At 70.9% G+C, this 17,718-nt stretch carries 15 protein-coding genes; 9 read left to right on the top strand and 6 right to left on the bottom strand.

Translation table 11 applies throughout. The annotated features are described in order from the left end of the window. Nucleotides 1-439 precede the first annotated feature (439 nt). The 3 genes from AB0I15_RS21270 to AB0I15_RS21260 all read left to right on the top strand — a co-directional run bounded on the left by AB0I15_RS21270 (nucleotide 440) and on the right by AB0I15_RS21260 (nucleotide 3,943). Entirely contained in the window at nucleotides 440-1,594 is a 1,155-nt protein-coding gene (locus tag AB0I15_RS21270) for a hypothetical protein (protein ID WP_358097897.1), read from the top strand. Between the two features lie 3 nt (nucleotides 1,595-1,597). Beyond that, nucleotides 1,598-2,383, top strand: a complete 786-nt coding sequence (locus AB0I15_RS21265; RefSeq protein WP_358097894.1) for a hypothetical protein — start codon at nucleotides 1,598-1,600, stop codon at nucleotides 2,381-2,383. Between the two features lie 180 nt (nucleotides 2,384-2,563). Further along, the gene (locus tag AB0I15_RS21260; RefSeq protein ID WP_358097891.1) at nucleotides 2,564-3,943 is read left to right on the top strand and encodes a glycoside hydrolase family 16 protein; all 1,380 of its coding nucleotides are present in this window, start codon (nucleotides 2,564-2,566) and stop codon (nucleotides 3,941-3,943) included. 133 nt (nucleotides 3,944-4,076) lie between these two features. Here AB0I15_RS21260 and AB0I15_RS21255 read toward each other — a convergent pair whose 3' ends face one another. Further along, complete coding sequence (locus tag AB0I15_RS21255) at nucleotides 4,077-5,264, bottom strand: hypothetical protein (RefSeq protein WP_358097888.1); 1,188 nt, start codon at nucleotides 5,262-5,264, stop codon at nucleotides 4,077-4,079. 81 nt (nucleotides 5,265-5,345) lie between these two features. Between AB0I15_RS21255 and AB0I15_RS21250 the strand changes: the two genes are divergently transcribed. Then, entirely contained in the window at nucleotides 5,346-6,305 is a 960-nt protein-coding gene (locus tag AB0I15_RS21250; RefSeq protein WP_358097885.1) for a 2-oxoglutarate and iron-dependent oxygenase domain-containing protein, read from the top strand. On the opposite strand, the gene AB0I15_RS21245 is transcribed toward AB0I15_RS21250, so the two are convergent. After that, a complete protein-coding gene (locus AB0I15_RS21245; protein ID WP_358097882.1) occupies nucleotides 6,302-8,653 on the bottom strand; it encodes a GH1 family beta-glucosidase in 2,352 nt (783 codons plus the stop codon). The genes AB0I15_RS21250 and AB0I15_RS21245 overlap by 4 nt on opposite strands. A gap of 92 nt (nucleotides 8,654-8,745) precedes the next feature. Between AB0I15_RS21245 and AB0I15_RS21240 the strand changes: the two genes are divergently transcribed. The 3 genes from AB0I15_RS21240 (at nucleotide 8,746) to rocD (ending at nucleotide 11,370) form a co-directional block, all read left to right on the top strand. Next, on the top strand, nucleotides 8,746-9,231 hold the full coding sequence (locus AB0I15_RS21240; RefSeq protein WP_358097879.1) for an Lrp/AsnC family transcriptional regulator: 486 nt from the start codon (nucleotides 8,746-8,748) through the stop codon (nucleotides 9,229-9,231). Nucleotides 9,232-9,355: 124 nt separating this feature from the next. Then, entirely contained in the window at nucleotides 9,356-10,153 is a 798-nt protein-coding gene (gene ddaH, locus AB0I15_RS21235) for a dimethylargininase (RefSeq protein ID WP_358097876.1), read from the top strand. Nucleotides 10,154-10,155: 2 nt separating this feature from the next. Further along, nucleotides 10,156-11,370 (top strand): ornithine--oxo-acid transaminase, encoded by a 1,215-nt coding sequence (gene rocD, locus AB0I15_RS21230; RefSeq protein WP_358097873.1) that lies wholly within the window; start codon nucleotides 10,156-10,158, stop codon nucleotides 11,368-11,370. Between the two features lie 113 nt (nucleotides 11,371-11,483). Here the strand turns inward: rocD and AB0I15_RS21225 are convergent, their stop codons facing one another. The 4 genes from AB0I15_RS21225 to AB0I15_RS21210 form a co-directional block, all read right to left on the bottom strand. Next, on the bottom strand, nucleotides 11,484-12,770 hold the full coding sequence (locus AB0I15_RS21225; protein WP_358097871.1) for a CU044_5270 family protein: 1,287 nt from the start codon (nucleotides 12,768-12,770) through the stop codon (nucleotides 11,484-11,486). After that, nucleotides 12,763-13,359 (bottom strand): RNA polymerase sigma factor, encoded by a 597-nt coding sequence (locus tag AB0I15_RS21220; protein WP_358097868.1) that lies wholly within the window; start codon nucleotides 13,357-13,359, stop codon nucleotides 12,763-12,765. Before AB0I15_RS21220 ends, AB0I15_RS21225 begins: the two co-directional genes overlap by 8 nt. Nucleotides 13,360-13,425: 66 nt before the next feature. Continuing rightward, nucleotides 13,426-14,142 carry a class I SAM-dependent methyltransferase gene (locus tag AB0I15_RS21215; protein ID WP_358097866.1) on the bottom strand — a complete coding sequence of 239 codons (717 nt, stop codon included), beginning with the start codon at nucleotides 14,140-14,142 and terminating at the stop codon, nucleotides 13,426-13,428. Nucleotides 14,143-14,147: 5 nt separating this feature from the next. Then, nucleotides 14,148-15,671, bottom strand: coding sequence for an alkaline phosphatase D family protein (locus AB0I15_RS21210; RefSeq protein WP_358097863.1), 1,524 nt, complete (start codon nucleotides 15,669-15,671; stop codon nucleotides 14,148-14,150). A gap of 239 nt (nucleotides 15,672-15,910) precedes the next feature. On the opposite strand from AB0I15_RS21210, the gene AB0I15_RS21205 reads away from it, so the two are divergent. Both AB0I15_RS21205 and AB0I15_RS21200 read left to right on the top strand, forming a co-directional pair. Next, nucleotides 15,911-17,188, top strand: coding sequence for a Glu/Leu/Phe/Val dehydrogenase (locus AB0I15_RS21205; RefSeq protein ID WP_358097860.1), 1,278 nt, complete (start codon nucleotides 15,911-15,913; stop codon nucleotides 17,186-17,188). Nucleotides 17,189-17,296: 108 nt separating this feature from the next. Continuing rightward, nucleotides 17,297-17,500, top strand: coding sequence for a hypothetical protein (locus AB0I15_RS21200; protein ID WP_358097858.1), 204 nt, complete (start codon nucleotides 17,297-17,299; stop codon nucleotides 17,498-17,500). Nucleotides 17,501-17,718 lie beyond the last annotated feature (218 nt).

The raw sequence follows: 17,718 nt of genomic DNA, 5'->3' as shown, positions 1-17,718 counted from the left end.
CCCCGCGGGCGTGCCTGACGTGGAGGCCTCCCCCGAGTACTACATGTTGAAGCCGACCGGGGCGGCGGATACGGGCGGACGGCTCCCTTCCGTCATGTGGCTGTGGCGCCGCGCTCTCCGCGCGGCGCCACATGCTTTCGCGACGCCCTTTACGGCGGTCTCTTTTGCGACGTCCTTTGCGGCGGTGTTTTCACGACATCCTTTACGGCGGTGCCGCCGGACCGCCCGAGCCGCACGGGGCCGAGGACCTTCCAGGGGGACGCTCGCTGACCCTTCAGTGGCGCGCCGCCGCAACGGCGTGACGTGGGCCGACGGCGTGGTCGAGGCGATACCTGTCGCCATCAGGTGACATCGCCGCCATCGTGGGAACTGACCGCTTAGTCTGGGGTTCAGGACCACTCGGGCCGGGTGCCGGTCCGGCCGGAGCCAGGAGACGCGGATGGCGTTCTTGTCGCGGCTGTTCAAGCGGGGCGATCCGCTGGCCGAGCGGGAGGAGGCGCGTCGGCAGGGGATGCGGGACGCCCGCCAGCATCCTTTGGGCGAGTTCACGGATCCGGAGTTCCAGCCCTCGTACGTGACCGAGATCCGGGCCCGAGCCCGCGAACAGGTCACCGAGGTGGACCGGCGGCTGGCGGCGACGCGTACGACGTTGTTGGAGCGAGCGCTCGGGGAGCGGGAGGTGATCCTGCGCGAACTGGGCAGGAGCGACACCCGCCCAGAGCCTCACCCGCACGCCAACGGCCACGCGCCCCTCTTACCCCACGACACCACGCACCCCTGGCCCGACCCCGCCACGGACGGCACGGCGCCGCACGGGAGCACCGCCGCCGGACCGGAGCAGAGAGACCCGTTCATCTCGATCGCGGAGGCCAGGGCGCGGCGGGCGGAGGCGCGGCGGCGGGCCGTGGTCGAGGAGTCGAACGCCGGCATACAGCGGGCCCGGGCCCGCATCGAGCACCTCACGCAGGAGTGGGAGAGCGCGCTGATCGAGCGCGACCACGAGGTGGAGGCCGTGCACGCCAGGGCCGAGCAGCTCATCGCCGCCTACAAGGGGGGTGTGCTGCGGGCTCATCCGCGCAAGGAGGAGGTCCCGTCCCTGTGGAAGGGCGAGGTCATCGCGATGGACGCCACCGGTGGGACCTCGACGGCGATCTCGGGGCGGGAGGAGATCGGGCGGATCCTGCGCGAGGTCGAGGACCGCATCGAGGTGTGGCACGCGGAGGTCATGCCCAGAGAGCTCCCCACCACCCACCACCCCCAGCTCACCCCACCCACCACAACCGGCGACCCCACCTCCACAACCGGCGAACGCACCTCCACGACCGAGGGCCCTCTCCACACCGGCGAACCCGCCGGCCCCCCGCCCGCCGACCCGGCGCCCAGCGACGACCCGCCGACCGACGACCGGCTGTCCACCGACGACCCGCCGGCTACCGCCTGGACTGCCGCCCGTGACCTCCCACCCGAGGAGCGGCCGCCTGCCCGACACCGCACCGGCGCGGTGGCGGCCCGGGATGAGGGTGTCCGCCCGCGGGGTGGCGGGTCCGGCCGGGGCGGTCCCATGGATGACCAGGCTCCTCGAGAGGGAGAGTGAGTGATGGTTGAGGCGAGTGACGGCGACGGTGACGGCGTCCGGGGAGACCGCCCGCGCCCGTCCAGGAGATCGGCGCCCCCAGTCCCCCGCCTCCTGGCCGCGGCGGCAGCGTCGGTCCTGGTAGTCGCCACCCTGGCGGCGTGCGGCACCGAGTCCAGGGGCCTGTGCGGCGTGATCGTCGACTCCACCAGCTACGCCGACCCCGCCACCTCCAGAAACGACGTCACCTCCAAGCTCCCCGCCTTCGCCCAGGGCTGCGACTGGATCGGCTTCGCCGCGGTCACGGGCAGCTCGGAGAGCAGCACCTGCCGCCAGGACCCGCTGCCCATCGCCGCCACCCAGGCCGAGAACCCCAACGCCAACCCCGTCGTCGAGGACCGCGTCCGGAAGCACCGCATCACGGAGGTGGTGCCGAGGGCGGTCAACCTGTTCGGCTGCCCCACGGAGGGCGAGGGGTCGGACGTGCTCGGCGCCCTGCGGTACCTGGTCAAGCAGCTCACCGCGCAACGGCAGCCGGACAAGGCGCATCAGATCATCGTGTTCAGCGACCTGATCAACAACCGGGGCGACCTGAACATCAACAAGCTCGACCTGAGCGAGGGCGCGCGCCAGCAGAAGATCAAGGAGCTGCGGGACGCGCGGCTGCTGCCCGACCTGACCGGGTACACGGTGGCCGTCCATGGGTTCCTGCGGGAGAAGACGTCGAGTCCGGACCGGTTCCCTCAGCTCGAGGGGTTCTGGAAGGAGGCGTTCGAGGCGGCGGGGGCGAGCACGGTGGACCTGTTGTAGCGGCCTCGGCCGAACCCCGGGCGAGACCACGTACGAGAGCGCTCTCTCATCTTGATAGCGGCCATTTCACTTCCTTGTCAACCGTGTCGTGCGCAATATTGACAGGAAGTAAGCGCTGTGTTCACATCTGCTGAGAGAGCGCTCTCTCTCGCGTCTCCGCACCCCCCATGGAGCGATGTGATGACAACAGCAAACCGGCACAGACGCCGCCTGACAGCGGTGGCCGTGGTGCTCGTGGCACTCAGCGGCCTGCTCGTCAAGGTGGCCGTCAGCGCCTCGGCCACCGTCCCGCCCACCCCGTCGGGCTGGTCGCTGGTCTGGTCGGACGACTTCAACGGCAACGCCAACACCCTGCCGTCGTCGTCCAACTGGATCATCGACACGGGACACTCGTACCCGGGCGGCCCGGCCAACTGGGGCACCGGCGAGGTCCAGAACTACACCTCCAGCACCTCCAACCTCAGCCTCGACGGCTCCGGAAACCTGCGCATCACGCCGCTGCGCAGCTCCTCCGGCGAATGGACCTCGGCCCGCATCGAGACCAGACGGGCCGACTTCAAGCCCGCCGACGGGCGCGTCCTGCGCATCGAGAGCCGCCTCCAGATGCCGAACGTGACCGGCAACGCCGCCCTGGGCTACTGGCCGGCGTTCTGGGCGCTCGGGGCGCCGTACCGGGGGAACTACTGGAACTGGCCGGGGATCGGCGAGTTCGACATCATGGAGAACGTCAACGGCATCAACTCCGTCTGGGGCGTCCTGCACTGCGGCGTCAACCCGGGCGGGCCATGCAACGAGACCACCGGCCTCGGCGCCAGCCGCGCGTGCCCGGGGTCGAGCTGCCAGTCGGCGTACCACACCTACCGGTTCGAGTGGGACCGCAGCGTGAGCCCCAACCAGTTGCGCTGGTACGTGGACGGCCAGCAGTTCCACGGCGTCAACCAGTCGCAGTTCGACGCGACGACCTGGACCAACATGACCGGCCACGCCGGCTACTTCCTGCTGCTCAACGTGGCCATGGGCGGGGCGTTCCCCAACGCGCTGGCCGGCCCGACACCGACGGCGGAGACCGTGCCGGGACGGCCGATGATGGTCGACTACGTGGCGGTGTGGCAGAGCGGCACCACCCCGACGCAGCCCCCGGGCGGCGTGGACGCGCGCTCCACGATCCAGGCGGAGGCCTACCAGGGGCAGTCGGGCACCATCACCGAGACGACCACCGACTCGGGCGGCGGCCAGAACATCGGCGCCATCGGCAACGGCGACTGGCTCCGCTTCGACGGGGTCGACTTCGGCTCGACGGCCACCACCCAGTTCAGGGCGCGCGTGGCCTCGGGGGCGGGGGCCGGGGTGAGCGGTCTGGTGCAGGTCAGGCTCGACAGCCCGACGGCCACGCCCATCGGTGACTTCGCGCTCTCGAACACGGGCGGATGGCAGAGCTGGCGGACGGTGCCGGCCAACACCTCAGGGGTGACCGGGACGCACACGGTCTATCTGACCTTCAGCAGCGGCCAGCCGGCCGACTTCGTGAACGTCAACTGGTTCACCTTCTCGACCTCCTGAGCGGTCCGGTTCCCGGGCGGACGTCTTCCGCCCGGGAACCGGTCATTCCGGAATGACGGGCACGGCGGGGCCGACAGGCCTTCGGGCCACGTCGCCGAAGTGCTCCTTGGGTGATCCGTCCCGGCCCGGACCGTCAGGAGCGGGTGGTACGGCGGCGCAGGACGATGCGCTCGGCCCAGCTCGCCGCCTCCGGGTCCCGCAGTCCCTCCACCACTCCCCCGAGGTACGCCGTCGCCAGGCTGTCGTAGCCGCTGTCCAGTTGGCGCAGCCGGCTGGCGCGGCGGCGGTCCACCGCCTGGAGGTACTGGGCGACGCTCTCCGCGTAACCCGTGTCCCGCTGGTAGTCCGCCTGGGCGGTGGCGCTGGCACGGGCCTCGGTGTCGCGTTTGGCGCGGAGCTCGCGCAGGCGGCGGTCGTTGGGGTTGTGCATGCGGCGGCCGAGGTCGGCGGCGATGAGGGCGGTGGCGATGAGGAGGGCCAGCAGGAGGATCATGGTGGGTAGCCGGCCCACGCCCTCCGAAGTGGGGCCGATCTCCTGGCCGTCCACCACCAGCGGCTTGACGAGCGCGTCGCGGCGCAGGACGGCGACCGCGACGATGAGGCCGAGCCAGGTGAGCGCCACGCCGATGAGGAGCCAGCGGCCCTTGGCCGAGCTGCCGTGCTCCTGCCAGGCGCGGAACGCCCGCCCGTACATGTGCGGCGCCACCAGCATGATCAGGGCGGCGCCGGCGGCCAGCAGGGCGGTCATCGCGACGCTGTCGCCCCAGCTCAGGATGACCTGGTAGAGGATGGGCACCTCGACGATCAGGAGGAGCAGCAGCAGGAGGGCGGCGGGGAGCCAGCGGCGGACGACCGGCCAGTGGCTGCCCGAGATGGCGATCGAGCTGGGCCGGCCGTCGCCGGGCCGCCGGCTGGGCTGCTCCAGCTCCGTGACGCGCTGCTGGCTGTCGTCGAGGGCCTTGCGGGCGTCCGCGAACGCGCGCTGCGACTCCGACAGCCGGATCTTCTGGGCCTCGAACTCGGCGCGGGCCTGCTGGACCTCCCGCTCCGTGCAGTCCTCGATCCTGGCCAGCTCCTCCAGCCGCTCGTCCTCCAGCTCGTGGAAGCGGGGGACGGCGCCGGTCTGCAGGGTGAGCGTGTCGATCTGGCCGTCGGCGGCGTGGGCGCGGCCGAGCTCGCGTTCGGCGCTGCGGCGCTGCGGCCAGTCGGGCAGGCGGTAGAGGTCGCCGTCGTAGGCGTACACGGGCGTGATGCGGGTGATCTGGTCGCCGGGATCGGCGGGTGCTTCCTGCTTCGGGCGATTGAGGCGAACGAAACGCATCTGGCCTCCCCAGCGGGTCCTGCCTTCGATGCTAATTCGCGGCGCCGGAAAGCTCTGGTGAGGCGGGCGAAATGGGGAACAATGGTGCGAGTGAGCGAATTGCCGGTGATTGATGTGTCACCACTTCTCACGGGTGCCGGACCTTCCGCGGGGAAGCGCGCCGTCGCGGGGCGGATCGGGGCGGCCTGCCGCGAGACCGGGTTCTTCTACGTCGCGGGGCACGGCGTGCCGCCGGAGCTCATCGAGCGGCTCGACGCCGCCGCCCGGCGCTTCTTCGCCCTGCCCGAGGAGGTCAAGGACGAGATCGCCATGGAGCGGGGCGGCCGGGCCTGGCGCGGCTTCTTCCCCGTCGGCGACGAGCTGACCTCGGGGCGGCCGGACCTGAAGGAGGGCGTCTATTTCGGGGCCGAGGAACCGCCGGGGCCGGTGCCGTTGCACGGCCCGAACCTGTTCCCTGCCCAGGTGCCCGAGCTGCGGGACGCGGTGCTGGCCTATCTGCGGACGATGACGGAGGTCGGGCAGGCGGTCATGGCCGGGATCGCGCTGAGCCTGGGGCTGGAGGAGGACTACTTCCGTACGGGCTACACGGCCGATCCGACCATCCTTTTCCGGATATTTCACTACCCGCCCTCCCCGCCCGACGACCCCGACACCTGGGGAGTGGGCGAGCACACCGACTACGGGCTGCTCACCCTGCTCCTCCAGGACGCCAACGGCGGCCTCCAGGTACGCACGTCCACCGGCTGGACCGAGGCCCCGCCGGTGCCGGGCACGTTCGTGTGCAACATCGGCGACATGCTCGACAAACTCACCGGCGGCCAGTACCGCTCCACCCCCCACCGCGTACGCAACCGCAGCGGCAACGAACGCCTCAGCTTCCCCTTCTTCTTCGACCCCGGCTGGGACAGCGAGGTGCCGCCCCTCCCCTACGCCCCCGGGCGCCGCTGGGACGGCCAGGTGGACTTCACCGGCACCTACGGGCAGTACCTGCTGTCGAAGGTGTCCAAGGTCTTCCCCCGCCTCTTCGAGCGGCAGCTCTAGGCCGACTCCCGCACCACGAGGCGGGCCGGGAGCACGACGGAGGCGGTGTGCCGGCCCTCCAGCCGCGACAGCAGCAGCCGGGCCAGCGCGAGAGCCTGGTCGGCGACCGGCACGCGGACCGTCGTGAGCCCCGGCGTGGTGGCCGAGGCGGCGTCGATGTCGTCGAAGCCCGCGATCGACAGGTCCTCGGGCACCCGCCTGCCCGCCTCCCGCGCCGCCTGCAGCGCCCCGATGGCGAGCTGGTCGGTGGCGGCGAAGACGGCGTCCAGGGAAGGGTCGTCGCCGAGCAGCCGCCGCGTGGCCGCCGCGCCCGCCGCGCGCGAGAGGTCGTCGGCGAGGGCCAGGTGCGGGCCGAGCCCGGCCCGCTGGAGGGCCGTGCGGTGGCCGGCCAGGCGATCCTGGACGGCGACCAGGTCCATGGGGCCGCAGATCATGCCGATCCGGCGGCGCCCGCGGGCGAGCAGGTGCTCGGTGACGGCCACCGCGCCGCCGGCGTGGTCCACGTCCACGTAGGGGAGCATCGAGGCGATCGCCGGCTTGCCCAGCAGCACGAGCGGCACCCCGGTCCGCGACAGCCGCTCGGCCAGCGTGTCGGCCCGGTCGGGCGGCAGCAGCACGACCCCGTCGGCCAGCCGAGCCTCCACGTGCGCGACGATGCGCCGGTGGCTCTCGGCGGTGTCGGCGAGCATGAGCGTGATCTGCTTGCCCGCGCCCTCCAGCAGGCTCGTGACGTACTGGACCACGGCGGCCGTCAGCGCGTCACCGCTCTGGCGGGGCACGGACAGGACCAGGGCGATGCTGTTGGTCCGCTGCGTGACCAGGCTGCGGGCGGCGGCGTTGGGGACGTAGCCCAGCTCGCCGACGGCCCGCATGACCGCGGTCCTGACCTCCTGGCTCACCGAGGACTCGCCGTTGACCACGCGGGACACCGTGGCCCTGGACACACCGGCGCGCGCGGCCACCGTCTCGAGCGTGGGCCGCTTGGGGCGGGCGTCGGACAGGCCGTTGCGGCGGATGACGTCGCGGTACCAGAGCGCGCTGTCCTTCAGCCGCCTTCGCTGGGTGGCGAAGTCCACGTGGACGAGGCCGAATTTGCGCTGATAGCCGTCGGCCCATTCGAGATTGTCGAGCAGGGTCCAGACGAGATATCCGCGCACCCGGGCGCCGTCGGCGATGGCGGCGCGCAGGGCCCGCAGATGCTCCTCGATGAAGCTGATCCGGTCGGTGTCGTGAATGCCGTTGCCGTTCACCACGTCGACGAAGTCGGCGCCGTTCTCGGTGACCATGAGATCGAGGCCGGGATATTCCCGGGAAAGGCGGCGCAACAGCAGGGAAAGACCGTCGGGGACGATCGGCCAGCCCATCGCGGTGACCGCCGTCGGAACCGTGCAGAAGAGCACGCCCTCACTTCCCGGGAACGCCGGATCGGCGGGCTCGCTCGGCTGGGCCTGCACGACCAGCGGGGTGTAGTAATTGACGCCGAGCAGGTCGAGAGGCTGGGAGATGACGTCCAGATCGCCGTCGTGGACGTGCTCGAGCCCGGCGTGGCGCTCGATGACCGGCAGCAGCTCCGCCGGGTAGGCGCCGCGCAGCATCGGCTCGAGGAACTGCCGATTGACCAGGGCGTCGATCGTGGACACGACCCTGGCGTCCTCCTCCGACAGCTCCCTGGTGAAGTCGCCGACCTGGGCGGGCGTCAGGACGGGCGAGATGTTGAGCACCGCGCCGACCCGCCGGGCCCCGGCCGCGCGCAGAGCCCCCGCCGCCAGGCCGTGCGCGAGCAGCATGTGGTGGGCGCTCTTGAACGCGTCGGAGGCCGACGTGCGCCCCGGGGCGTGAATGCCGGCGCCGTAGCCGAGGAACGCCGCCACCCACGGCTCGTTCAGCGTGAACCACGTGCCGACCCGGTCGCCGAGCCGCTCGTGCAGGGCCAGCGCGTAGTCCGCGAAATGGCGCGCGGTGTCGCGCTCCGGCCAGCCGCCGACATTCTCCAGCGCCTGCGGCAGATCCCAGTGATAAAGCGTCGCGTACGGGGCGATGCCCGCGCCGAGCAACTCGTCCACGAGCCGGTCGTAGAAATCGAGCCCGGCCGGGTTCGGCTTTCCGCGCCCCTCGGGGAAAACCCGTGGCCAGCTCACCGAGAACCGGTAGGCGGCCATTCCGAGGTCTTTCATCAGCCGCACGTCTTCGGGGTAGCGATGGTAATGGTCGCACGCCTCTGCCCGGTCGGCGGAAAAGCCATCCCAAATGGACGGCCCGCGCCCGTCCACGGAGGTCGCCCCCTCGATCTGGAAGGCCGACGTGGAAACTCCCCACACGAAGCCCTCGGGGAAGCCTGCGGTGCTCATATTGGCGAATACCTTCCGGTCATGGTCTGCCCGCACAGTGTCCCGCGCGCCGCTCGTCGCGCGCCAGCCTGGCCAGGCTGTATACAAGGCGCGTGGAACTGGACCGGCTCGATCGTGACATCATCGCCGCACTCGTCGAAGACGCCCGCGCGACCTACGCGGACATCGGCCACGCGGTGGGGCTGAGCGCGTCGGCGGTCAAGCGGCGGGTGGACCGGCTGCGCGACAGCGGGGCGATCACCGGGTTCAGCGCGCGGGTGGCGCCGCAGGCGCTCGGCTGGACGACCGAGGCGTACGTGGAGCTGTTCTGCCAGGGCAAGACCAAGCCGTCGGACATCGCGCTGGCCGTGGCCAAGTTCCCCGAGGTGGTGGGGGCGGCCACGATCACCGGTGAGGCGGACGCGCTGCTGCACATCAGGGCCACGGACGTACGGCATGTCGAGCGGGTGATCGAGCGCATCGCGGCGGAGTCGTTCGTGGTGCGGACCAAGAGCTCCATCGTGCTGTCGAGACTCGTGGAATCGCCTCCCGGAGCCGCCGTGCCGGAGCCGCGCAACCGATCGCATGCCGGCGGCTGAGAGACGCAACAGACCCGCGCGGACACGCAATACGATCCGCTTGGCTTGCAGGAACATGCGTTCCTAGGCTGTGCTCGTCCCCCTTGAACGGGATTTTCCCAGGTAAGAGACGATGGAGTGCTGCATGCCCAAACACTTCCTGATGTGCCGTCCGGAGTACTTCACGGTCGAATACGTGATCAACCCGTGGATGCACCCCGAGTCCGGCGCGGACCGCGATGTGGCGGTCCGGCAGTGGGAGGGTCTGAAGGCGACGTACGAGGAGCTCGGGCACCAGGTGAGCCTGATCGACCCGATCGACGGGCTGCCCGACATGGTGTTCGCGGCCAACGGCGCGCTGGTCGTCGGCGGGCGCGTCTACGGCGCCCGGTTCGCCTACCCGCAGCGCGGCCCCGAGGGGCCCGCCTACCTGCGCTGGTTCGCCGAACGCGGCTACACGACGTTCGAGCCCGGCCACGTCAACGAGGGCGAGGGCGACTTCCTCACCCTCGACGAGGTCATCCTGGCCGGCACCGGCTTCCGCACCGACGTGGTCGCCCACCAGGAGGCGCAGGAATACCTGGGCCGGCCCGTGGTCTCACTCAAACTGGTGGACCCGCGCTTCTACCACCTGGACACGGCGCTGTTCCCGCTCGACGGCCACAACGTCGCCTACTACCCGGACGCCTTCTCCGAGGGCAGCCTCGCGGTGCTGCGCCGCATGTTCCCCGACGCCGTGGTGGCGGGCGCCGAGGACGCCGAGGTGCTCGGCCTCAACGCGGTCAGCGACGGCACCAACGTGGTCATCAACGCCGAAGCCTCCAACCTGCAACTGGAGCTCAAGCGGCGTGGCTACGAAGTGATCCCGGTCGACCTGTCGGAGCTGCGTAAAGCGGGTGGCGGCCCCAAGTGCTGCACACTGGAGATCAGGGGGGAAAACTGATCATGACCACCAGCGCAGAGCTGATCGAAGTGAGCGAGCGCCGCGGCGCGCACAACTACCATCCACTGCCCGTCGTGATCCACGAGGCGCACGGCGCCTGGGTCACCGACGTCGACGGCAAGCGGTATCTGGACTGCCTGGCCGGCTACTCCTCGCTCAACTTCGGCCACGGCCATCCGAAGATCATCGAAGCCGCGAAGGAGCAGCTCGAACGGCTGACCCTGACCAGCCGCGCCTTCTACCACGACCAGTTCGCGCGGTTCTGCGCCGGGCTGGGCGACCTCACGGGCAAGGACCTGGTCCTGCCCATGAACACCGGCGCCGAGGCCGTCGAGACCGCCATCAAGGTGGCGCGCAAGTGGGGCTACGAGGTCAAGGGCGTCGAACCCGACCAGGCCAACATCATCGTGATGGAGGGCAACTTCCACGGTCGCACGACCACGATCGTCAGCTTCTCCACCGATCCGGAGGCGCACGACAACTTCGGCCCGTACACGCCGGGCTTCCGGCTCGTCCCGTACGGCTCCGCCGACGCGATCAGGCGGGCCGTCGACGCGAACACGGTGGCCGTGCTGGTGGAGCCGATCCAGGGCGAGGCCGGCGTGCTGGTGCCGGAGGACGGCTACCTGAGCGAGGTGCGGGCGCTGTGCTCGGCCGAGGGCCTGCTGATGATCGCCGACGAGGTCCAGTCGGGGCTGGGGCGCACGGGGCGGACGTTCGCGTGCGACCACGAAGGCGTCGTCCCCGACATCTACGTGCTGGGCAAGGCACTCGGGGGCGGCGTGGTGCCGGTGTCGGCCATCGCCGCGAACCGGGACGTGCTCGGCATCATCCACCCCGGCCAGCACGGGTCCACGTTCGGCGGCAACCCGCTGGCGTGCGCGGTGGCCAACGCGGTCATCGAGCTGCTCAACACCGGCGAATACCAGGCCAGGGCCGCCAAGCTGGGCGAGGTGCTGCACACGCGGCTGCGCGAGCTGGTCGGCAGGGGCGTGGTCGAGGTGCGCGGGCGCGGGCTGTGGGCGGGCGTGGACATCGACCCGGAGCTCGGGACCGGGCGCGAGGTGTCGAAGGCGCTGATGAAGCGGGGCGTGCTGGCCAAGGACACGCACGGCTCGACGATCCGCCTGGCTCCGCCCATCGTCGTCTCCGAGGACGACCTGCTCTGGGCGATCGACCAGCTCACCGACGCGCTTTACGAGCTCCAGACCAGTTGACGGCTCCGCGCGGCAGGGCCCAGCCACCATACGGGGCTGGGCCCTGTCCAGGGGAACGCTTCTCCGGCTCACCACCGGCCCGCCGTGACGACCCACGTGGGCCGGTTACGTGCTCAACCCGTCCTCGTGGGCGTCGGAACGCCCGGCTCCGGCGCCTCGACCTCGGTGGGCGGCTCCGTGGGACCGGCCTGGTTGGGCACGGCCTGGTTGGGCACGGCCTCGTTGGCCGCGGTCTGGTCGGGCACGGCGGCCATCGTCTCTGACGGGCTGGCGGACCCCGTCTCCGACGGGCTGGCCGACCCTGACTCCGACGGGATGACGGGCGGCGACGTCACGACGGGCGGGGGCGCGCCCGACTCCCCAGAGGTGGGCTGGACCTGCGGGGTGCAGCTACCGTCGCTCGACGGCTGCGTCGGCGTGGCCGGGAGGGCGTCCACCACGCTGATGCCGAGCTGGGCCGTCAACGCCAGGACGCTGCCCTTGGGCGCCTGCGCCTGCCCGGCGTCCACGACCTCCGAGCGCTCCCCGAGGAGCAGGTGCGTCTCCGGGTCGAAGATCGCCTGCGTGAGCGTTCCCTGTACCACCATTCCCAGGGCCACCCCCTTGCGGCCCGACGAGTCCGCCACTCCCTCGGCCACCTGGATCCCGGTGATGGTCTTGGCGGCCTCGAAGACCGCGTCGCGCTGAGGTCTGGGCAGATAGCGCTCCCTGACCAGGTCCACCATGTTCCGGAACGCGGCCTCGTCGGTGTCGACGCCCTTGCTCCCGTCCGGCTGGATCCGGCGGTAGAGGCGCTCGCGCAGCGCGGCGGGGTCCGTGGGCAGCGTGCTCAGGTAGGCGTAGTCGGAGCGGTGCTCGCCCATCAGCTCCGGGCAGGACGCGATCGTGTGCCAGGAGGCGTCCTTCTCCTCGCCCGCCGAGGTGGGCGGTTCGCCGCCCGGCCACGGCTGGGACTCGAGCTGCTCGATCAGCAGCAGCCCGTCGCCGGTGCCGTCCACCGACTGCCAGATCTTCCGGTGCGTGCGGTAGAGCTTGCGCGTCTCCTCGCCGTTCTGGCCGAACTCGAACGACGGGTACATCGTGTCGGACTCGACGAGGATGTACTGGCCGGGGCGGGGGTCCAGCTCGCCGGTGGACACGGCGGCCGACTGGGTGAGCGAGGCGGCCGGGGAGACGCCCCGGTCCTGGCTCGACAGGGTGACGGCCACACCCCCGACCAGCACGACCGTCACCCCGAAGGCGGCCACGGCCTGCCAGCCGAGCCGTGGCGGCCGGAACCGGCGCTCCTTCCGTCGCGCCTCGCCCAGCAGCCGCTCCCGCGCCGTGGCGCGGGCCTCCGCCCGGTACGGCGGCGCCGCCGGCCTGCCGTCGGCGAACACGCGGATCTCGTCCTCATCCATGCTGGCGCTCCTCAGCTTCTCCGAAGGGGTCGATACCGCCGAGCGCCCTGCGTACTTTGGCGCGGAGCCGGTGCAGCCTGGACCGGACGGTGCCGACGGGAACGCCGAGCGCGTGCGCGGCCTCCTCGTAGGTCAGGTCCGCCCAGGCCACCAGCAGGAGCAGATCCCGTTCGCCCGCGCTCAGGCCGGTCAGGGCCTTGGCCAGGCGCGGCTGGAGCCGCTCGGCGGTGACCCGGTCGGCGCTGCGGTCGTCGAACGTCCCGGGACGCTCCACGCTCACCTTGGCCATGGCCGCGGTACGCCGCCGCTCCGCCCTGCGGTGCTGGGCGACGACCTTGGTCGCGATGCCGTACAGCCAGGGTCTGGCGTCCGGCCACGAGCGGTCGTAGCGGGCGCGCCGGCGGAAGGCCACGAGGAACACCTCTCCGGCCACGTCGTCGGCGAGCTCCGCTCCGAGGCGCCTGGCGGCGTACCGGTGGATCTCGTCGGCGTGCCGGTCGAACAGCGCCGCGAAGCTCTCGGGGTCGCTGAGCGAACGCCCTATCAGGGTCGAGTCGTCCAGCGTCTCGGGCACATCCTGAACAGCCACCACTAGTGCCGGTCCTCTCTCATGCGGTCACCCTGTTGTTGGCCGCATGCGGGAGGCCGGTTCCCACTATTTCGTCAGATGCCAGACTTCCAGGCCCTCAGGAGCCTCGTCCGGGGCGAAGCCCGCGGCCTTCAGCTCGGACACCAGGACGTCCCTGGCGGGCCAGTGGGTGGTGGTGACGACCTCGTCCTCGCTGATCAGCACGCCGTGCTGCCGGATCCGGTAGAAGAAGCGCGAGGTGACGCTCTCCCCCGCGACCTCGAGCACCTGCCCGGCGACCTCGTAGACGTGCCGGCCCACCGGGTAGGAGCCCATGACCTCCGCCTCCCCCGGCTCGGGCCTGGCCCGCTCGCGCCAGTTGAACACCAGCCGCCCGCCCGGCTCGAGCTGCCTGGCCAGCACCCGCCACAGCTCGGCCCGCTCGCCGGCGGTGAAGTTCTGCAGCACCGAGATCATCACGATGAGCTCGACCGGCGCGTCCACCTCCACGTCCAGGGCCCCGTAGGGCAGGACGGTCACGCGGCGCAGGGTCTCGCGGTCGGCCGCCAGCCGGGAGAGCAGCACCGAGCGCATGCCCAGCGACGGCTCCAGGGCATAGATCTCGGCGGGGGTCTCGCGGGCGATGAGCTCGGTGATCAGCCCGGTGCCCGCGCCGATCTCGATCACGCCGCGCCGCACGCCCGCGAGCAGCGGCGGCAGCGACTCACGGATCGCCGGCACGTGACCGTCCTCGTGCCAGAGGTCGTAGAACGGCACGGCGGCGGCATAGTCGTCTACATGCATGGCGATCAGCGTAGGTGCACGGAGTCGATCGGTTTGACGACCTCGCCGCTGGAGCCGTACCAGGTGACCTTGTCGGGGAAGGTCAGCATGGCCAGCGCGTTCTGGAACCAGGGGCCCTTGGTGATGCGCCACCTGAACGGCGGGCGCGGGACGCCCGCCAGCCGCCGCAGCAGGCTCCCGACCAGGGTGGCGACCGAGAACTGGGTGAACACGTTGGCCCAGCGCAGCATGCGGCTGAGCGGGTTGCGGATCGGCGAGCAGACGATCTGGAAGACGGGGCCGTTGTTGGCCTTGGCCAGATAGGAGTAGTGGACGTCGCCCGACACGATCAGCACCGGCTTGCCGAGCCTGATCAGCAGCCGTGACAGGTCCTCGAACGAGCGCCGGAACGCCGCCCAGTGCTCCAGGTCGATGGCCTGCCGCAGCGCCTCCGACCACCGCCGCACCTGGGGACCCCACTTGCCGTCGGCCAGGGCCTCGTTCCAGTTCTGGACGCCGTGCACGCCCTCGGGCAGCAGGAACGGGATCGACGAGCCGATGATCAGCCGCTCGGCCGGAAGCCGCACCTGCTTCTCCAGCCAGGCCCACTCGTCGGGGTCGAGCATGCGCCGGTCGCCGGGCGTGAGCTGCCTGGCGCACCGGGTGTCCACCATGATCAGGCGGGCGTGGCCGAGGTCGCGGGCGTAGCTCCAGCGGTTGCTGCTCGGCTCGGCGTCGGCCTTCTCGGCGAAGGCGTCGAGCGCGTCACCACCGTCGCCGTCCTGCAGTTTGCGCAGGAGCGGGTCCTCGGCGCGCTCGGCCGGCGGGAGGTTGCCGAGATGCTGATAGATCCAGTACGCCCCCAGCCCCGCCACCACCCGGCGCCGCCACCACGGCGTCCTGGCCATCTGCTCGCGCCAGGGCTGCGAGGTGTTCCAGTCGTCGCGCAGGTCGTGGTCGTCGAAGATCATCGCGGTCGGCACGGTGGACAGCAGCCAGCGGATCTCGGTCTCGGTCCACGCCTGGCGGTAGAGCTCGGCGTATTCCTCGAAGTCGGCGATCTCCTCCTGCGGCTCGGTGTCCCTGCGGCCGCGGATGTAGGCGAGCATGTCGGGCGAGGGGTTGTCGGCGTAGACCTGGTCGCCCAGGAGCAGCAGCAGGTCGGGCCACTCCTCCTCGTCGGCCTGCGGGAGGTGCTCACCGAAGGCGCGCAGGACGTCGTCGCCGTGCGTGCGCACGGTCGCGGGGTCGTGCGGCACGCTCGTGCGGCACGATCCGAACGCCACCCGCCGCGCGCCCTCGGGGGGCAGCAGCCTGATCCGGCTCGGCGGGCGACCCGCCATCGGCCATACCTGCTCCCCATCGATGCTCACCAGGTACGACGCGATATCCTGGGACAACTCGACGAGATCCACGATCGCGTAGTGGTGTCCGTGCACGGTGAAGGTAGGCGACCGGTAAGCCCTGCCGTCAGCCTCCACGGTGACCGTGCCGGGTTCGGCGGTCTCCACCCAGATCGAGGCGCTGTCGCGATCGACATAACGCAACATTGGCCCCACCACGAGTGCGGGCATTCCACCCCTCGATTCGACGATTCGGCACATCCTCGCCCGCAAGCCTGCCAGAGTGGCACGGTCCACGGCATCCCGATCACCGGCTTGGATTTCTACCAACAACTAGGCAAGGTCAAACGCCCCGCTCTAGGATGATCGTGACAACAACGCCCAAACGGGAAGGGCAATGGCGCTCTTCCCACAAATCGGGCGACATAACAGGAGGAATCTCTTCCATGAGCATCATGGTGCCGTCAACGACGCCGGCCCTGATCAGCCCGGGCCGCCAGGCCCTCGACTCCGCTCTCCAGCAGCTCGACCAGGCCGCCGAGCAGCTCGGACTCGATGACGGGCTCCGTACGATGCTGGCCACGCCGCGCCGCTCACTGACCGTCTCGGTCCCGGTGCGGCGCGAGGACGGCCGCCTGGACGTGGTCCAGGGCTTCCGGGTCCAGCACAACGTCTCGCGCGGCCCGGCCAAGGGCGGTCTGCGGTTTCATCCCGGCACCGACATCCACGAGGTCACCGCGCTCGCGATGTGGATGACCTGGAAGTGCGCACTGGTCGGCATCCCGTACGGCGGCGCCAAAGGCGGCGTGGCCGTGGACCCGGCCGGGCTCACCACCCGCGAACTCGAACGGCTCACCCGCCGCTACGTCAACGAGATCCTGCCGCTGATCGGCCCGGAGAAGGACATCCCGGCCCCCGACGTCGGCACCGACGAGCAGACCATGGCCTGGATCATGGACACCTACAGTGTCAGCGCCGGTTACTCGGTGCCCGGCGTGGTCACCGGCAAGCCCATGACGCTGGGCGGCTCGCTCGGACGCTCGGGCGCGACCTCGCGCGGCGTGCAGATCGCGGCACTGGCCGCGCTCGGCCGCTCGCCGGAGGGCGTGACCGTGGCCGTGCAGGGCTTCGGCAAGGTGGGCGCGCTCGCCGCCCAATACCTGTCCGACGCCGGCTGCAAGGTGGTGGCGGTGTCCGACGCCACCGGCGCCGTCTACGCGGGCGGCGGCCTCGACATCGCCGGCCTGCGCGCCTGGGTCGCCGAGACCGGCGGCGTACGCGGCTACCGGCACGGCGACGCGCTGGCCCATGACGACCTGTTCGAGCTGGACGTCGACGTGCTGGTCCCGGCCGCGCTCGAAGGCGTGATCACCGCCGCCAACGCGCCGAGGATCCGCGCCCGCCTGATCGTGGAGGGCGCCAACGGCCCCACCACACCCGAGGCGGACGAGATCCTGGCCGCGAACGGCACGACGGTCGTGCCCGACATCCTCGCCAACGCGGGCGGGGTGATCGTGTCCTACCTGGAGTGGGTGCAGAACATGCAGGCCTACTCGTGGAGCTCCGACGACGTCGAGGTCAAGCTGCGCGATCTCATGCTGGGGGCCTTCTCGGAGGTCACGTCGCTGGCCGCCGAACGCGGCCTGACGCTCAGGCAGGCGGCGCACGTCATCGGCGTGGGCCGGGTGGCCGAGGCGCACCAGATGCGCGGCCTCTACCCGTGAACGCGGCCTGAGTCAGAGCGCGACCAGAGTCAGAGCGCGACTTAAGTAGCACGTGGGCCCGCCCAAGGTTCGATGCCGGGGCGGGCCTCGCCCTGCGAGGGTCGGGGCATGAGAGCTTTGCTGGGTTTCGCGTGCGTCATCGCCATCGTCCAGGGAGCCGGGGGCTTCATCGGCCGCGTCTGGTTCGACAACGAGTGGGGGTTTCTGGGCCGGCTGGTGGACCTGCCGACCTGGGGCTATCTGGCCGTGGCCGGGCTCGCCGCCGTGGTGCTGCTCGCGTCGGAGGCCGCCCACAAGCGTGAAGGCGGATAAAAAGGCTGCAATCCCCCTTCCATCCTTTTCTTTACCGAATGGGCACAGACATGCCCAGAGTCAAACAACGATCCTGACCCCGATCTCGCCGTCCTGCCCCAGTAAGAGGCCATGATCGCCGTGTGAGGCGAAGCGGGCGGGCGGCTGACCCATTGGGTTTTACAAAGCACTCGACACCACTGGACACCGGTGATCGCGAGTGTTTATGTATATTGCAC

The organism is Nonomuraea sp. NPDC050643 (assembly GCF_040654715.1).
Classification (GTDB): Bacteria; Actinomycetota; Actinomycetes; order Streptosporangiales; family Streptosporangiaceae; genus Nonomuraea.
The sequence above is the reverse complement of the archived record's forward strand: the minus strand, read 5'-3'. Positions and strand labels throughout refer to the sequence as shown.